We start from the raw sequence: 17,526 nt of genomic DNA on the forward strand, positions 1-17,526 counted from the left end.
GTGCCGTTCCCGCGGGTCCCATGGGCAGGGCCGCGCGATCCCGCCGGCGTGCCCGGCGCCGGTGCGTGCGCCGCGGCGCACACGTCCGGACCGTCCGCCCCGCGTGCGCCCGCCGCGGCGGCGTCCCGTCCGAGGACGGGACGCCACGCACGGGGCCACCCCGCCGCCCCGCGTGCGCCCACGCCGCCCCTCCCGCTCCGGCGCGCGCGGGCGCACCGCCGTCCGGCCCGCGGCCACGCGCTCCTGCCGTCCCGACACGCGCCTTCTTGCTCGGGGGCCGTGGGGGTAGGGTCGCCGTTGCGCCCAGGGCCCGACGTCGACACGGCGTCCGGCCGCGAGCGGTGTCCGGTGCGGTGCGTCGCGAGGCGGAGGACCGCTCCCGTACGCGTACGGGAGATGCGCGGGACGTACGCGAGCGGCCCCCGGTCGCGCGGCGGGACGCCCGGCGGGCCGCCGGGAGCAGGGCGCCGATCGACGACAGGCCCCGGCACGAGGGGACGGCCTTGGGGGACGCAGTGGACGTACGGGTGGCGGCCATCGCCAGTCTCACACCGCTCGAGGAGCTCGACAGCGACCCGTTCCTGGTGGACACCCGCAGCCAGCACGACATGTGCGCCCGCTGGGCCGCCGACCAGGGATACGTCGTCACCCGGCAGCTGCGTTTCTACGGGCTGCGCCCCGACCACCACGCGCTGTGGGCGGATGTGGAGAGCGGCGACGTCGAGCTGTTCGTCGCCGCCAACGACCGGGTGCTGGCCCGAGCCCTCACCTCGGTCCCGGAGTTCGCCGCGGAGTGCGCCCGGCGCGGGGTGCGCCTGGAGCTCGCGGGGCTCGACGAGCCGCCGTACAACGCCCGGGCGAAGGCGAGCGTGCACCGCAGGCTCTCCATGCCGACCGCCGGCTACGACGGCCGCTGACCGCCCCGGCCCGACGAGCATGGCGGCGGTCCCGCCGTCATGCTGCGCAAGGCTGCCGCCGCGCTGTGAAAAGCTGGGGCGCGGGGCCGGAACGGCGAGGCCCGGACATGAGGTGGATGAGGCGTGGGCGACGGGCGATGGCGAACGGCCGGAAGCGCCCTGCTGCGGGTGGTCGTGGTGTGGGCGGCGTCGACGCTCACGATGCTGGTGCTCGCCGGCATCCTCCCGGACTTCCGGCTCCAGTCGGCCGACGGCGACAGCATCACCAGGACCGCGTTCGCCGCGGCCTGGGGCGCCGGGGCGTTCGGCCTGCTGTCCGCGCTCGTCTGGCCGGTGCTGGTACGGGCCCTGCTGATCGTCCCCGCACTCGTCCTCGGACTGCTCGTCTTCTTCCTGAACGGGTCGCTGCTGCTCCTCGCCCTGCGGCTCATACCGGACGGGCGGGGCGCCGCCGACCCGCGGACCGCGGTGGTGGTCGCGGCCCTGATGTCCGCCGTGGCCTCCGCCACCTCCACGGCCCTCGCCGTCCGCGACGACAACGCCTACCGGCGGCGGCTGTCCCGCCTCGCCGACCGCAGACGCCGCCGCAGCGGAGCCGGTGACGGCCGCTGCGGGCCGCCGGGCGTCGTCTTCGTCCAGCTCGACGGAGTCGGCCACGACGTGCTGGCCCGGGCGGCGGCCACCGGCGTGATGCCGACCGTCGCGCGGTGGCTCGCGGACGACGGGAGCCACCGGCTCGCCCCCTGGCGCACCGACTGGTCCAGCCAGACCGGCGCCAGCCAGCTCGGCATCCTGCACGGCAGCAATCACGACGTCCCCGCCTTCCGCTGGTACGAGAAGGAGACCGGCGACGTCATGGTCTCCAGCCGGCCCGCCAGCGCCCTGGAACTCCAGCGCAGGGCGGTCGCCCGCACCCGTGACGACGGGCTGCTCGCGGTGGACGGCGCCAGCCGCGGCAACCTCTTCAGCGGCGGCGCCGACCAGCTCGCGCTGGTCCTGTCGATGGCGGCCCGGCGCGGCAAGGGCCGCCGTTCCCGGGCCGGGTACTTCGCCTACTTCTCCGACCCGGCCAACGCCGTGCGCACGGCGGTGTCGTTCGTCGCGGAGGTCTGCCGCGAGATCTGCCAGTCGACCCGGGCCCGCCTGCGCAAGGAGACCCCGAGGATCGGGCGCGGCGGGTTCTACCCCTGCATCCGGGCGTTCGCGACCGTCGTCGAACGCGATGTGGTGGTCGCCGCCGTCATCGGTGACATGTTCGCCGGACGCACCGCGGTCTACGCCGACCTCGTCGCCTACGACGAGGTGGCGCACCACTCCGGGCCGCACAGCCGCGACGCGGAGAAGCTGCTCGCCCGGCTGGACCGGTCGCTGGCGCTGATCGCCAAGGTCGCCGAGCACACCCCGCGCCGGTACCGGATCGTGCTGCTCTCCGACCACGGCCAGAGCCCCGGCGAGACCTTCGCGGGCGCGTACGGGCTGACGCTCAAGGACCTGGTGCGGGCGGGCTGCGGGCTGCCCGTGCCCCGCCGGGCGCAGCGCACCCGCAGCGGTTCGGAGGCGCGCGACGCGGTACGGATCGCGCTGCACCGGCGGCCGGCCGGGGAGGGGGAGGCGGAGCACCGCGCGAAGCCGTCCGACCCGGTCGTGCTCGCCTCCGGCAACCTCGGGCTGATCTCCTTCCCCGACATCCCCGGACGCGCCACGCGCGAAGAGCTCGACCGGACCCGCCCGGCACTGCTCGGCACCCTCGCCAACCACCCCGGCATCGGCTTCCTGCTGGTCCGCGACGAGCGCCACGGATCGGTGGTGATGGGCGGCGCGGGCGCCGAGATCCCGGTGTCGGAGCTGCGGGACGGGGAGGGGCCGCTGGCCCCGTTCGGACCGGGGGCGGCGGACGCGATCCGCCGTACCGACACCTTCCCGCACGCCGCGGACATCATGGTGAACTCGATGCACGACCCGGCCACCGGCGCCGTGCACGCCTTCGAGGAGCAGATCGGCTCGCACGGCGGCCTGGGCGGCGAGCAGTCCCGGCCGTTCCTGCTGTGGCCGTCGGAGCTTTCGGCCCCGGTGGCCGACGGCACGGAACTCGTGGGGGCCGAGCAGGTGCACCGGGTGCTGCGGCGCTGGCTGCGGGAGTGCGCGGAGCCGCGGACGCCCGGGGCGGCGGGGAGCGCTTCCGGAGCGGGAGACGGCGCGGCGGACGGCGGGCCCGCACGCGGCGTCGATGACGCGGACGGGACGGTTCCGGCTACCGGCTGAGGGGGGCGTCCTCGCTGGTGGGAGGCGTTGTCAGTGGGGGACGGCAGGATGGGGGCCATGACGAACTCAGCTGTTGTGCTCGCCGATGCCGCCGCCTACGCCGCCGCGGTCGAGGAGGCGTCGCAGGCCGCCGCCGCGTACTACGCCGCGGGCGAGAGCGCGCTCGACGACGACGCGTACGACCGGCTGGTCCGGGGGATCGCCGCATACGAGCGGGAGCACCCGCAGGAGGTGCTGGACGCCTCTCCGACCGGCAAGGTGGCCGGCGGCGCCGTGAGCGGGGACGTCCCGCACACGGTGCCCATGCTCTCCCTGGACAACGTCTTCTCCGCCGAGCAGTTCGCCACCTGGACGGCCTCGCTGGAGCGCCGCATAGGCAGGCCCGTCGCGGCGTGGAGCGTGGAGCCGAAGCTCGACGGTCTGGCCGTCGCCGCCCGCTACCGCCAGGGCCGCCTGGAGCGGCTGATCACCCGGGGCGACGGCGCCGCGGGCGAGGACGTGTCGCACGCCATCGGCACCGTGGCCGGACTGCCCGCCCGGCTCGCCGAGCCGGTCACGATCGAGCTGCGCGGCGAGATCCTCATGACGAACGAGCAGTTCGAGCACGCCAACGTTGTGCGCGCGGAGCACGGCGGCGCCCCCTTCGCCAACCCGAGGAACGGCGCCGCGGGCACCCTGCGCGCCAAGGACCGTGCGTACACGGTGGAGATGACGTTCTTCGCCTACGGCGCCCTGCCGCTGCCCGAGTCCGGAGCGCCGTCCGACACCCTCCAGGACCTCCCGCACAGCGAGGTCCTGGCGTACGTCGCCGGCCTCGGCGTCCACACCGCGGCGGCCACGGACGCGGCCCCGCGCACCGTCACCGCCGTCGAGGAGGCGCAGGCGCGGATCGAGGAGGTCGCGGCGCTGCGCGCCTCGCTGCCGTTCGGCATCGACGGCGTCGTGATCAAGGCCGATCTCGCGGCCGACCAGCGTGCGGCCGGTTCCGGCAGCCGGGCGCCGCGCTGGGCCATCGCGTACAAGCTCCCGGCGGTCGAGAAGGTCACCCGCCTCCTCGGCGTCGAATGGAACGTGGGCAGGACCGGCATCATCGCCCCCCGTGCCGTCCTGGAACCAGTCGAGATCGACGGATCGACCGTCGGCTACGCCACCCTGCACAACCCGGCCGACATCACCCGCCGCGACCTCCGGGTGGGCGACCGGGTGATGGTCTACAAGGCGGGCGACATCATCCCCCGCATCGAGGCCCCCGTCGCCCATCTGCGGACCGGCGACGAGCAGCCCGTCGTCTTCCCCGAGGAGTGCCCGCAGTGCGGGTCCGAGATCGACACCAGCGAGCAGCGCTGGCGCTGCGTCCGGGGCCGTGACTGCCGCATCGTCGCCTCCGTCTCGTACGCGGCGGGCCGCGACCAGCTCGACATCGAGGGGCTCGGCGCGACCCGGGTCGTCCAGCTCGTCGACGCCGGACTGGTGACCGACTTCGCGGATCTCTTCACCCTCGGCCGGGAGCAGCTGCTGGGCCTGGAGCGGATGGGCGAGACCAGCACGGACAACCTCCTCGCGGCCATCGGCCAGGCGCGGACCCAGCCGCTCTCCCGCGTGTTCTGCGCGCTGGGCGTGCGCGGCACCGGCCGCTCCATGTCGCGCAGGATCGCCCGCTACTTCGCGGACATGGACCGGATCAGGGCGGCTGACGCCGAGGAGCTCCAGCGGGTCGACGGCATCGGCAAGGAGAAGGCGACGGCCGTCGTCGCGGAACTGGCGGAGCTGGCCCCGCTGATCGAGAAGCTGGTGGCCGCCGGGGTCAACATGACGGAGCCGGGCGCGACGCCGCCGCCCGAGCCGGGCTCGGAACCGGCGGAGGCCGCCCCGGACGGCGACGTGGACGGACAGAGCGGTGCGGACGGGGCCGCCGGGCTCCCGCTGCACGGCATGACCGTGGTGGTCACCGGCGCCATGACCGGGGTGCTGGAGAAGCTCTCCCGCAACGAGATGAACGAACTCGTCGAACGGGCCGGCGGGAAGTCGTCGTCCAGCGTCTCCAAGCGCACCACGCTCCTGGTCGCAGGCGAGAAGGCCGGTTCCAAGCGCACCAAGGCGGAGGACCTCGGCGTCCGAATCGCCACGCCCGACGAGTTCGCCGGACTGATAGCCGGCTTCCTGCCCTCGGAGGCGTGAACCCCGCGCGCCGACGCACGGGAGACACGGCTCCCCGGCGTGCCTCGCCGGTCCGGAGCGGCTCGGCCTGACGCCCTCGCGGAGCGTGGCCGCGGTGTCACGGAGACGTGGACGCGGTGCCCGGGCGGGCGACGACGCACGAGCCCTTCGATTTTGCCCGAGAGTGGCTTTCTTTGCCTCCCTATTGCATAGTGAGGGCTCGACCATGCCTTGCTGTCAGCGGGTCCATGGGTGGAGGCGACGGTTGCTCCGGCAGACCGGGGGAGGGACGATGCGTGCGCTGCACGACGGACCGCGAATCGACCGGTCCGCCCACCAGGAGTACCGGGGCGCCACCCGTGGCCTCGCCCTCGACCTCGGCAGCTCCCGGACCCGCGCCTGGGTGCCCGGGCGCGGCGTCGTCGCCGACACCGTCGCCTGCGGCGCGGGCGGCGACGGGACGGGGCACGGACGCCCGGTGCGGCGGGGGCGCGTCGTCGACCCGGCGTCCTGCGGGCGGATGCTCGGCCGCATCGCCGACACGGCCCTGGGCGCCGATCTCAGCGCCACCGTGATCGTGGTCAGCCACCCCGTCCTCGCCGGCGCCGAGCACCGCGCGGCGGCGCGGGAGGCCGTCGCCGCCCTCGGGCCCGCCGGCGTCATCGTCCTGGACAGCGCCAGGGCCGCCGCCGCGTCCGCCGGGCCGCACGACGGCGGGCCGCTGCTCGTCGTCGACGTCGGCGCCGAGCTGACCGAGGCGACGCTGCTGGTCGGCGGGCAGATCCGCGACGCCCGGCAGGCCGAGACGGGACTCAGCGACCTCGACCCCGCGGAGCCGCCCACCGCCGTCGTCCGCACCGTCCTGGACATGGTGACGGAGATGTGGAAGCAGGACCGGCACGGCGCCGTCCTGGGCGCGCTGCGCAAGGGCCCGCTGCTCGTCGGCGGCGGCGCCGCGCGCCCGGACGTCACCGACCGGATCTCGGCGCGCCTCGGCGCCCCGATACGTCTTGCCGACGACCCGGCGACCACGGTCGTGCGGGGCGCCGGGCTGGTTCTCAGCTCGGTGCTCGGCCGCGCGGCCGGCGCACCGGCGCTGTCCGGACGAGAGAGGTGACCCCCCTCCCGGGGCCGCCCCCGGGGAGCGTGCCCCCCGGGGCCCAGCCGGTCACTCCGGCGCACCGGGACCGCGCGCGAGCCGCCCGCCGGCTCCTCGCGGCGCTCCTGCTCGCCGTCCTCACCACGGTCGGCGGGGCGCCCGCCGTGGCCGGGGCCCTGTCGGCGGGGGGCCCGTTCGCCGGCGCGCCGCCCCCGGCCGCGGAGGCTCCCGACGCCCATCAGCCGATCCCGCACACCGACCGGACCGTCCGCCCCGGGACCGTCCTCGACTCCCGCCGGGCCCGTACGCACACGGCGACCGACGGCCACCGGCCCACGCCCACGAGCGGCCCCCGGCCCGACCCCCGGGCCGCGGCCGAACACGTCCGCGCCCCGCAGCAGCTTCCGCAGCCGGGCCCCGACGTCCTGCTGCCCGGCACGCCCGGCATCCGCACTCCGCACCCCCGGCCACGGCGCGTGCCCCCCGCGTCCACGCACATCGTCGACCGCTTCCGCGCGGCGCTCCCCGCCGTGCGCGGGCCTCCGAGGACGGCCGTCCACCGGCCACCGGCCCCGGTACGGGTTCCCGACCCCGCCCGGCAGCCGGTTCCGTCCCACTGAACCGCCGTCCCGCCCTCGCCCCGCCGAGGCGCACGGCGTCTCCTCGGAGGAAACCCCATGACTCGCGCCACCACGGTGCGAGCGGTTCTGGCTGCCGCCGTGCTGCTCGTCTCCGTGCTCATCACGCTGAACATGTCGCCCAGACTCGGCCTCGACCTCCAGGGCGGCACCCGCATGGTGCTCCAGGCCAAGGACTCGGACACCGCGAAGGCGGACCGGGAGAGCACCGACCGCACCCTGGAGGTGCTCCGCCAGCGGATCGACTCCCTCGGCGTCTCCGAACCCACCCTGACCCGCTCGGGCGAGGACCGGATCATCGTCGAACTGCCGGACGTCCAGGACCCGCGCAAGGCCGCCGAGGTCATCGGCAAGACCGCCCAGCTCAGCTTCCACGCCGTCCAGGGCCCCGGCACCCCGGCCGACGAGGGAACGGCCGGCGACGGCAAGAAGGGCGACGGCAAGAAGAACGACGACACGAAGGACGACGGCAAGGACGGCAGCGGGAAGGGAGGCGACGGCGCCGACGAGAAAGCCGGACCCGGGAAGCAGACCGGCGACAAGCCCGGCACCAAGGCCGACGCCGAGCCCGGCGACAAGCCCGACGCCCAAGCCGGCGACAAGCCCGACGCCCAGGCAGGCGACAAGCCCGGCGACAAGCCCGACGGTGGGCTGACGCTCCCCGACGAGCAGGGCCGTCTCCTCGACCTCGGCCCGTCCCGGCTGTCCGGCGCGGGCGTCAAGGCGGCCACCGCCTCGTTCGACGCGCAGCAGGGCGCGGGCTGGACCGTCTCCCTCGACTTCCACAAGAAGGCGGGAGGGGAATGGACCAAGCTGACCGGCGAAGCCGCCTGCAACCCCGTCCAGGACGACCGCCGACGCGTCGCCATCGTCCTCGACCAGCAGATCATCTCCTCGCCGCAGGTGGCGCCGTCGGTCGGCTGCGGGGTCGGCCTGCCGTCCGGATCCACCCAGATCACCGGTTCCTTCAGCGCCGACGAGGCCCGCGAACTGGCCCTCCTCATCGAGGGCGGCGCCCTGCCGCTGCCCGTCGAGATCGTCGAGCAGCGCACCGTCGGCCCGACCCTCGGCGCCGCCGCCATCGACGCCAGCGCCCGCGCCGCCCTGATCGGCGCCGCCGCCACCGCGCTCTTCATCACGATCGTCTACCGGCTCTTCGGCGCCCTCGCCGCCCTCGCGCTCGTCGCCTACGGGCTGATCTCCTACGCGGCCCTGGTCGCCCTCGGCGTCACCCTCACCCTGCCCGGCCTCGCCGGGTTCGTCCTGGCCATCGGCATGGCGGTCGACGCCAACGTACTCGTCTTCGAACGAGCCAGGGAGGAACACGAACTACGACCGAGCCGCGGACTGCGCTCCTCGCTGACCGCCGGATTCCGCGGCGCCTGGAGCGCCGTCGCGGACTCCAACGTGACGACGCTGATCGCGGCCGGCCTGCTCTTCTTCCTCGGTTCCGGTCCGGTGAAGGGCTTCGGCGTCACGCTCGCCATCGGTGTGATCGCCTCCATGTTCTCCGCGCTCGTCATCGCCCGCGCGCTCACCGAGATCGCCGCGCAGTCGCGCTTCGTCGGCAGCCGTGCCGGGGTCAACGGCATCGCCAACCCCGGCCGGGTGCGCATCTGGCTGACCCGTCGCAATCCCCAGCTGATGCGCGCCCCGCGCCGCTGGCTGCTGGTCTCCGCCGCGCTGGTCGCCGTCGCGGTCCTCGGCATCGTCGTACGCGGCGTCAACCTGGGCGTCGAGTTCACCGGCGGCCGGCTCATGGAGTACTCGACGAGCCGGCCCGTGGACGTGGAGCACGCCCGGTCCCTCCTGACCGACGCCGGGTTCCCCGACGCCGAGGTCACCACGGCGGGCTCCGGCGACCTCTCCGTACGCACCGGCAAGCTCGACGACGAGGGCGAGCACACCGTGCGCGCCGCCCTCGCCAAGGAGGGCGGCGAGACCACCAAGGTCCGCGACGAGCTCATCGGTCCCAGCCTCGGCGACGAACTCCGGCGCAATGCCCTGATCGCGCTCGCCATCGCCGTCCTGGTGCAGCTGGCCTATCTGGTGGTCCGGTTCCGCTGGACGTTCGCCGTTGCGTCCGTCGGCGCGCTGGTCCACGACGTCGTGATCCTGGTCGGTGCGTTCGCCTGGCTCGGGCGGACCGTGGACGGCATCTTCCTCGCCTCGCTCCTCACCGTGATCGGATACTCCGTCAACGACTCCGTGGTGGTCTTCGACCGGGTGCGGGAACTCTGGGCGAAGGCCCGCCGCACTCCGGTCGCCGACATCGCCAACCAGGCGGTGCTGCAGACCGTCCCCCGGACCGTCAACACGGGCATGGGCGCCCTCTTCATCCTGACCGCCCTCGCCGTGCTCGGCGGCGACTCGCTCGAGGACTTCGCGCTCGCCCTGCTGATCGGCATCTGCGTCGGAACGTACTCCTCGGTGATGACCGCCGTCCCGGCCGCGCTGCTGCTGGAACGGAGCAGCAAGGCCCCGCCGCCCGCCCGGAAGCGGGCCCCGGGCCGCCGTTCGGGCACCCGGACACAGCACCGGGACCCGCTCGACAACGGGGCACGCGTATAGGCGCGGAAAAGCAGAAGCACGCGCGTACGAAGAACGTACGGAGCGGGCGCGCCACGCCGCCGGGGAACGGAGTACCCGCCCGGCCCCGGCGGCGGGGCGTCGCGCCCGACGGGACTCGCCCGGAGCGGTCCCGACGCCCCGGCCTGCCTCCCGGGTTCCGGCCGCCCACCCGCGGGTCCCGCGCGGGAACCGGCCGGAACCAGGTCCCGGCGCCCGCGCGGGTGACCGGTGTGGCGTCGACGGCCGGGAGCGGCGCCGTCGTGCGCGTCGTCATCGGGTCACGGCGCCACGGACCCGAACGCCGCGCTCCAGGCGGCGGTGAGCACGGCGGCGGGCCGGCCCCTGACGAGACGTGGCGCGCCGAAGGCCATGGCCGCGTCGAGCAGCGCGTCACGGGCCGTACACCATGGTTCCGCCAGCACCTCGTCGCCGTGCTCGTCGGCGTCACGGGCTCCCGCGCCGCCGCGAAGCCCGGCGCTCTCGCGGACCGTGTGGGCCAGGGCGGAGAGCCCGTGCCCGACCGGCGACGGGGACGGCCCCGCTCCGGGGATCTCCACCACCCGCTCGTGCCCCGTGCCCCGGTAGACGACGCCCATGGGCTGTTCGGCGAGCCACCGGTCCCACGCCGCGCTGTAGGCGCGGTCGGCCTCGGGATGACGGGCGGCCGCGAGCCGACACGCACCCTCCTCGTCCAGCGCGCCCCCGGCGTCGAGCACACGGCGCACGGCATCGCCGTGCGGGCCGAAGAGCGTCGCCGGGGAGATCTCCTCCAGCAGGTCGATGGAGTGGGCGCGGGTGTAGCCGGCGTCGGAGCGCAGGTTCTCGGCCGCACGGGTCATGGCGGCCCGTTCCTCGTCCGTCGCCGGCGGCACGATCTCGGCCCGGAACAGTCGCCCCGGCCACCGGACGACGAGAACTCGCTCCAGCGAGTGGGCCACCACGAGCCACGGAGGCTCGAACGACGGCAGCGTCACCCGCGCCCCGGACACCGCCCTCCTGAGGTAGTCGGGGGCCTCCTGATCAACGAAGACGAAGCCGGACACCACTGCCTCCGATCACTCCGCCCCCGCTCGCCATGGACCCACTGGCCGCCGACCCGCCGTCACCACGACCGGCGGCCGACGACACCGAGACCGTGCCCGGCACTCCCGGACCCCGCCCCGCGACTCCGGGGCCGCGTCCGGCGCCGGGCGCCGGGGGCGCGCCGGCGATCACGGGGCGGCCTCCAGGGACCGGAGGTGCTCGGCGGTCGCCCGGTCGGCGGGCAGCAGCGTCTCGATGGCCAGCTCGGCGACCGTCACGTCCATCGGAGTGTTGAACGTGGCGATGGACGCGATGAACGAGAGCACCCGCCCGGCGTGCTCGATCCGCAACGGCAACGCGAAGGGCGCGGACGGCGCGGAGCCGGCCCCGGCCCGCGCCACGCCGTCGCTCCCGTCCGCGCCCGGTCCTCCGGACCGGTCGTCGCACCGCGGGGCCGGGTAGGCGGCGACCTCCTCGTACAGCGAGCGCAGCCGGGTCGACCGGGCCAGGGCCAGCTGACGCCGCATCTGCGCGAGCAGATCGGCCCGCCACTCCGGAAGGTTGCGGATGCGCGGGGCCAGGCCCTCCGGGTGGAGGGTGATCCGCATCGCGTTGAGCGGCGGCTCCAGCAGATGCCCGGCCACCCCCTCCAGCAGCGACCGCATCCCCCGATTGGCCGCCACCACGTCGTACGCCCCGTCGACGACGAACGCCGGATACGGGTCGTACCCCTGGAGCAGCCGCTCCAGCGCCTCGCGCACCGGGCCCAGCGCGGGGTCGTCCAGCGGGGTCTGCGCGTAGCGCGGCGCGTAACCGGCCACCACCAGAAGGGCGTTGCGCTCCCTGACGGGGATGTCGAGATGCTCCGCCAGCCGCAGGACCATCTCCTCGCTCGGGCGGGACCGGCCGGTCTCGATGAAGGAGATGTGCCGGGCGGACGAGTCGGCGCGGAGCGCCAGCTCCAACTGGCTGATCCGTCGCTGCTCCCGCCAGCCCCGCAGCAGCGACCCCACCCCCGTGTCAATCGCGACAGTTGTCATACCCAGACCGTAACGTCACCGGCACCGCCGACCGGAACCGGTCAGATGTGAGGGAGAGCCAGCATGTCCGCCGAACCACTGTCGCAGCAGGAGATCGAGGAACGTCTGGGCGACCTGCCCGGCTGGTCGCTGGAGGGCGGCCGGATCACCCGCACGTACCGTCTGCACACGCATTTCGCCGCCGTCGGACTGACCGTGCACGTGGCGCAGATCCAGGACGAACTGAACCACCACTCCGACCTGACCCTCGGATACAACACCGTCACCCTGTCCGTGAACACCCATGACGCGGGCAACGTGGTGACCGGGCTCGACCTCAACCTGGCCGCGCGCGTGGAGGCCATCGCGGGCGGGCACGGCGTGCGGTGACCGGTCCGGACGTCCCCGCGTCCGGCGCGCCGTCCGCGCCGGCGCCGCAGTGCCGGACACGGAGACGGACGACGGCCCGCCGAGGAGGCGGCGGGCGTCACCCCGCCGGACCGAACCCCGGGTGCGTGGTCAGCCAGCGTGCGTAGCTCTCGCTGCGTTCCACCGCGTCCGCGTACGCCGAGAGGGTGTGCCCGGCCACCTCGCCGGACGCCGCGGCGGCGGCCGCCGACCGCGGGTGCCAGCCCAGCAGGTGGCGCCAGCTCAGCGGCGCACCCGCGAGCGGCCGGGTCACCAGCCCCGGAGTCGGGGGGAAGGACGCCCGGCACAGCCCGACCGCGCGTCCCACCTGCACCAGATGGACGACGGAGACCGTGTCCGTCTCGTACACCGAGGCCGGACTGAAGCCCGCCCGCGCGCAGGCGCTGACGAAGCAGTCCGCGAAGCAGCCCTCGCCCGGGACGTCCGCCCAGCACTCGTCCGCGAGCGCCGCCAGGTCGAGCTCCGGTTCGGCCGCCAGCGGGTGGGTCTCCGGCAGCATCACGAAGACCGGGTCGATGCCGACCACCTGCCACGTCAGCCGGTCGCCGGCCGGCGGGGCACTCTCGCCGCATGCCCCGATGAGCGCGAAGTCGAGTCGCCCGTCCACCAGTTGGGCCGATATCTCCGCGACCGACCACGAGGTGTACGTCGACACGGGGGCGGTCGGGTGCGCGGCCACCAGGCGGTCGACGAGGCCGCCCAGCAACGGGCCGTGGGTGCCGCCCAGCCGGAAGCGGGCCATGGGGCCCCGGGCGTTGGCGAACCGCACCGCCTCCTGCTGGAGCTCGCTCACGGCGGGCAGCACCACCCGGGCCCGTTCGAGGACCAGTTCACCGAGCGGCGTGGGCCGGGCGCCGGTGTGGTCGCGGTCGAAGAGCGGACCGCCCAGCGCCTTCTCGATCCGCCGCAGCTGCGCGCTGAGCGCGGGCTGGGCGAGCCCGAGGGTCGCGGCGGCCTTCGTCAGGCTCCCGGTTTCGGCAATGGCACGTACGGTTCGCAGATGGCGCAACTCCAGCTCCATAAACGCAAGTTATGGGCCCGGTGGCGTACCGGCAATATGTTGTTGGCCAATCGGTGCCCACCGGCTCGGCGGCGGCCCGGTCCCGGTACCTTGGGGGCGGCCCGTCCCTGCGGGCGGACACGCCCCGCGCGGGCCGCGCGGGCGTCGTACGGCTGGTTCGCGACGAAGCCGTGACTTGCCGGACCGGCAACGAAACTTGCCGCGCACCGGGCGGGGTGGGAAGGCTGGCTCCATGAGTCAGGACAACGGACACGTGAGTCAGGACAACGGACACGACCGCCGGAAGGACACCGCTCCGGGCCCCCGGCCGCACACCGCCCCCGGCGCGCACGGGGGACAGGCCGGCCACGGCGGGCACCACGGCCCCGCGCACGGGCACCGGCACGGCGCCGCCCCGGGCCACGCGCACGGCCACACCCACGGGGACACCGAGTTCGACTGGGACGCCATGGGCCCGCTGCTGGAGCAGGAGGCCGAACTGGGCCGCCCGCAGTACGAGGAGGCGGCCCGCTGGATCGCCGGCCTGCCCACGGCGCCCGAGGTGCGCCGGGTCCTCGACATCGGCAGCGGCCCCGGCGTGGTCACATGTCTGCTCGCCGAAATGTTCCCCGAGGCGGAGGTCGTCGCCGTCGACGGCACCCCGGCCCTGCTGGAACGCGCCCTGGCCCGCGCCGGACGGCTCGGCCTCGGCGACCGCGTCCGCACGCTCCGGGCCGATTTCCCCGAGGACCTCGGCCGGCTGGGCGAGGCGGACCTGATCTGGGCGAGCAACTCCCTGCACCATGTGGGCGACCAGCGCGCCGCCCTGGCCGGGTTCGCCGCACTGCTGCGCCCGGGCGGAACCGTCGCCCTGGTCGAGGGCGGACTGCCGACGCGCCGGCTGCCCCGCGACATCGGGATGGGGCGGCCCGGGCTGGAGGCCAGGATCGACGCGATCACGGCGGACTGGTTCGAGGCCATGCGGGCGTCGCTTCCCGGGGCCCGGCGCGAGACCGAGGACTGGAGCGCCCTGTTCACCGCGGTGGGCCTGGTGCCGCACGGCACCCGGAGCTTCCTGCTCGACCTTCCGGCGCCGCTGCCCGAGCCCGCCCGCGACCAGGTCATCGCGGAGTTCGCCCGGCGGCGCGAGATGTACGAAGACGCCCTCGACGCCGAGGACGTCACGGTGCTCGACCGGCTCCTCGACCCCGAGGACCCGGCCGGACTCCGCCTGCGCTCCGACGTCTTCCTGCTCACGGCCCGCACCGTGCACCTCGGGCGCAAGGACGCGCCCCGCGGCCCGGAACACTGATCCGCCCGGGGCGACGGCGGGCCGGTGGGCCGCCGCGCACGCCCACCGGCTCGCGCCCAGCCCGCCCGGCCCACTCCGCCCGTCCACCCCTCGCACCATGGGCGACGCCCGCCGGGCCCGGTGGGCGCGGCGGTGAACGCGGGCGTCGGCCGGGAGCCGGCCGGCCATCCGCCCCGGAGCCGACCCGCCGCCCCGCCCGAGAACTGACCCGGCGTCCGCCCCCGAGCTGACCGGGCGTCCGCCCGTCGGCTGACCCGGCGTCCGCTCACGGGTCGGCCGGTCGTCCGCCGGCGGGGGTCGGCGGGGCCGGAGGCCGGAGACCGGTGTCCCGGCCGCCGGGGCCCCGGCGGAGCCGCCCGGCGACCGGCCCGGGGCGACCGTCAGATGCGGCCGTGCGACCGGGCGTTGTCGCTGGTCCGGACGGTCTCAGGGGGTGTCAAGAGGAGACACGCCTCCGCCAGGGTGAGCAGGCATCAGAAAGTCCCCTGGACAGGCTAAAAACGCATCAATTCACCCGTGAACAAGGGGAATTAGCTGCCCATCTAATTATATGAAAAAAGCATATGGCGTACCTTCTGTACCCCGATCGGATTTCCACCGCCAAGCCCTCATGTGTCCGATATGACAGGTATGACAATCCGTAAGTACTTTCATATCGGGTCGACTGCTCGGCCGACCTCTCTGAGACAGGAGAAGCGACATGGTTACCCGATCAACCATCGTTACCGCCGCCGTCGCGGCTGCCGCGGCCATGGCCGCCACCGGTATCACGTACGCCTCGGCTGCCACCTCCGTACAGGCTCTGGCAGCGTCGGCCGTTCAGCAGGCCGCTCCCGTTTCGGCTCTCGAAGGCGGCGACGCCGGCAAGGGCAACGAGGGTAAGGGCGAGGAGGGCAGACGTGGTGGCCGGCACGAGGACCGTGGCTACGGCGAGGAGCGCGGCCACCGCCACCACCGCGAGGGCCGCATCCACATCAACGAGCGGACCTACTCCGCCCGCCCGGGCGGTTGTGTCACCGTGATCAGCGGTCTCGGCTCGACGAGCCTCAACATCCGCAACGACAGCCACCGGTCCATCGAGGTCTTCCGCGGGGTCACCTGCGACAACGGCGCGCCCATCGCCACTGTCGGACCGTGGAGCTCCAGCGACGGCGTCCACCCGGGCCGCGTCAAGGGCGGCCTGTGCGTGGAGAACGGCGTGGTCGGCAGCTTCCGCGTGATCGAGCACCACCACTTCCGCGGCCACGACGACGAGGACGAGGGCTACTCCGAGGACTGGTGACGTGAGTCGCAGGTCCGACGCAGAACCCCGGCCCGCCGGAATCGGGCCGGGGTTCCAGTCAGGGCATCCGAACGCCGTGACCCCGGCGCCGGATACCCACACCTGATAACGCCTGACTGATACATTCACCTGCCCCGCCATACTAAAGCCGGACGGCGAGGCACTGCCAGCCGACCACAGCGGCCGCGCCGCGCGTGGCCCCCGGCTCATGGCACTTGGCAGCGGACCCGGGCGGGGTCCGCTGCCGGGGTGGCCGAGCATGGTGCCGGCGCGGCAGACGCCGCCCACCTCCCGGCCGCCAGGACCCGGTCGATCGTGTACGGCCGGGCCCCGCGGATGCCGGACCCCTCCCGGCCGTTCGTGCGCCGGAGGAGTGACGTCCGGGCGGCGCGGCCTTGGATTCCCCATCCGACCCGCCGCACCGGTCCGCGGACGCCCGTTGTGGCGCCGCGCGTCTCCAGGGGCGGGCCGTCGCCCAGTCGGGCGACGGCCCGCGCGGCCGTGCTCACGGCGGTCCGCGGAGCCGACACCGCCGCGGCACCGCTCAGGCGCCGACGTTGAACTCCGCCGGGTTCGGGCCGAGGCGCTTGCCCTCGTCCAGTGCTGCGACGGCGGCGAGGTCGTCGGCGTCCAGCTCAAAATCGAACACGTTGAAGTTCTCCACGATCCGCGACGGCGTCACGGACTTCGGGATCACCACGTTGCCCGTCTGGAGGTGCCAGCGGAGCACCACCTGAGCGGGCGTGCGGCCGTGCTTGCGGGCGATCGCGACGATGGTCGGGACCTCCAGGAGGCCCTTGCCCTGGCCCAGCGGGGACCACGCCTCGGTCGCGATGCCGTGCGCGGCGTGGAAGGCGCGCGACTCCGTCTGCTGGAGCTGCGGGTGGAGCTCGATCTGGTTGACCGCCGGCACCACGGACGTCTCGCCCAGCAACCGCTCCAGGTGCTCCGGCAGGAAGTTCGACACGCCGATCGCCTTCGCGCGGCCCTCCGAGAGGATCTTCTCGAACGCCTTGTACGTGTCGACGTACGCGTCCCTCGCCGGCAGCGGCCAGTGGATGAGGTACAGGTCGACATAGTCCAGGCCGAGCTTCTCCAGCGAGGCGTCGAAGGCCCGGAGCGTGGAGTCGTACCCCTGCTCGGTGTTCCACAGCTTCGTCGTGACGAAGAGCTCCTCGCGGGCGACACCGGAGGCCGCGACGGCCTGGCCGGTGCCCCTCTCGTTCTCGTAGATCGCGGCGGTGTCGATGCTCCGGTACCCGGACTCGATGGCCGTCGCGACCGCCTTCGCGGCCTCGTCGTCCGGCACCTGCCAGACGCCGAAACCGAGCTGCGGCATCTCGACGCCGTTGTTGAGGGTGATGGAGGGGACCTTGCTCACGAGCGGTCGATCCTTACGTCGTCGGTTGGGATTCTCATGGTCAACGATCACGGCGCGCCATACATTCCCCACCGGTCCGATATCCGCGAGGCGACCTGTCCGGTCCGCGGGCGACGCGCCCGCCGGGCCCCCTCCCCGCCGGGCCCGCCATCCCGCGGCCGGATCCCGCGAACACATCCGGGGCGGAACTCGCCGCCGACTCGCTCCCGCGCGCTCGGCAGGGCCGATTCAGCCGCTTTCGAGACGGTCTGTTCGTCGAGGGGTTCGGTGATCCTTGCATTTCGCACATCTGTTCAGGTATTAGCTCGTTCGGTTTTCGGCTGTCGTGATCCGTGTCCGAGCTGTCCGGAATCCTGCGAACTGGCGTACGGGATCTGAAATTTGGGCCCGCGAGGGGCATTGACAGATCTCCTTCCAGGGAATCCCATGCAGTGAT

Annotated in this window: 13 protein-coding genes; 9 read left to right on the top strand and 4 right to left on the bottom strand. The window is 74.2% G+C overall.

The annotated features are described in order from the left end of the window. Positions 1-503 precede the first annotated feature (503 nt). From WA762_RS23055 to secD, 6 genes are all read left to right on the top strand, one after another. Positions 504-917: a hypothetical protein gene (locus WA762_RS23055; protein ID WP_335937991.1), complete on the top strand. Its 414-nt coding sequence runs from the start codon at positions 504-506 to the stop codon at positions 915-917. Between the two features lie 123 nt (positions 918-1,040). After that, positions 1,041-3,179, top strand: a complete 2,139-nt coding sequence (locus tag WA762_RS23060; protein WP_335937992.1) for an alkaline phosphatase family protein — start codon at positions 1,041-1,043, stop codon at positions 3,177-3,179. Between the two features lie 48 nt (positions 3,180-3,227). Then, positions 3,228-5,357, top strand: a complete 2,130-nt coding sequence (ligA, locus tag WA762_RS23065) for an NAD-dependent DNA ligase LigA (protein WP_335937993.1) — start codon at positions 3,228-3,230, stop codon at positions 5,355-5,357. Between the two features lie 271 nt (positions 5,358-5,628). Beyond that, a complete protein-coding gene (locus tag WA762_RS23070; protein WP_335937994.1) occupies positions 5,629-6,453 on the top strand; it encodes a rod shape-determining protein MreC in 825 nt (274 codons plus the stop codon). A 29-nt stretch (positions 6,454-6,482) separates the two neighbouring features. After that, positions 6,483-7,055 carry a hypothetical protein gene (locus WA762_RS23075; RefSeq protein WP_335937995.1) on the top strand — a complete coding sequence of 191 codons (573 nt, stop codon included), beginning with the start codon at positions 6,483-6,485 and terminating at the stop codon, positions 7,053-7,055. Positions 7,056-7,112: 57 nt separating this feature from the next. Then, positions 7,113-9,644 carry a protein translocase subunit SecD gene (gene secD / locus WA762_RS23080; RefSeq protein ID WP_335937997.1) on the top strand — a complete coding sequence of 844 codons (2,532 nt, stop codon included), beginning with the start codon at positions 7,113-7,115 and terminating at the stop codon, positions 9,642-9,644. Positions 9,645-9,922: 278 nt separating this feature from the next. Here the strand turns inward: secD and WA762_RS23085 are convergent, their stop codons facing one another. Both WA762_RS23085 and WA762_RS23090 read right to left on the bottom strand, forming a co-directional pair. Continuing rightward, a complete protein-coding gene (locus tag WA762_RS23085; protein ID WP_335937998.1) occupies positions 9,923-10,687 on the bottom strand; it encodes a hypothetical protein in 765 nt (254 codons plus the stop codon). 168 nt (positions 10,688-10,855) lie between these two features. After that, complete coding sequence (locus WA762_RS23090) at positions 10,856-11,707, bottom strand: helix-turn-helix domain-containing protein (RefSeq protein WP_335937999.1); 852 nt, start codon at positions 11,705-11,707, stop codon at positions 10,856-10,858. Between the two features lie 63 nt (positions 11,708-11,770). Between WA762_RS23090 and WA762_RS23095 the strand changes: the two genes are divergently transcribed. Further along, positions 11,771-12,076 carry a 4a-hydroxytetrahydrobiopterin dehydratase gene (locus tag WA762_RS23095; RefSeq protein ID WP_335938000.1) on the top strand — a complete coding sequence of 102 codons (306 nt, stop codon included), beginning with the start codon at positions 11,771-11,773 and terminating at the stop codon, positions 12,074-12,076. A gap of 97 nt (positions 12,077-12,173) precedes the next feature. Here the strand turns inward: WA762_RS23095 and WA762_RS23100 are convergent, their stop codons facing one another. Then, positions 12,174-13,136 carry a LysR family transcriptional regulator gene (locus WA762_RS23100; protein ID WP_335938001.1) on the bottom strand — a complete coding sequence of 321 codons (963 nt, stop codon included), beginning with the start codon at positions 13,134-13,136 and terminating at the stop codon, positions 12,174-12,176. A 232-nt stretch (positions 13,137-13,368) separates the two neighbouring features. On the opposite strand from WA762_RS23100, the gene WA762_RS23105 reads away from it, so the two are divergent. Both WA762_RS23105 and WA762_RS23110 read left to right on the top strand, forming a co-directional pair. Next, positions 13,369-14,427 carry a class I SAM-dependent methyltransferase gene (locus WA762_RS23105; RefSeq protein WP_335938002.1) on the top strand — a complete coding sequence of 353 codons (1,059 nt, stop codon included), beginning with the start codon at positions 13,369-13,371 and terminating at the stop codon, positions 14,425-14,427. A gap of 700 nt (positions 14,428-15,127) precedes the next feature. Further along, complete coding sequence (locus WA762_RS23110; RefSeq protein ID WP_335938003.1) at positions 15,128-15,709, top strand: hypothetical protein; 582 nt, start codon at positions 15,128-15,130, stop codon at positions 15,707-15,709. Positions 15,710-16,253: 544 nt separating this feature from the next. Here WA762_RS23110 and WA762_RS23115 read toward each other — a convergent pair. Then, entirely contained in the window at positions 16,254-17,090 is an 837-nt protein-coding gene (locus tag WA762_RS23115) for an aldo/keto reductase (protein WP_335938005.1), read from the bottom strand. Positions 17,091-17,526: the final 436 nt, after the last annotated feature.

This window comes from Streptomyces tyrfis (genome assembly GCF_037034285.1).
Classification (GTDB): Bacteria; Actinomycetota; Actinomycetes; order Streptomycetales; family Streptomycetaceae; genus Streptomyces.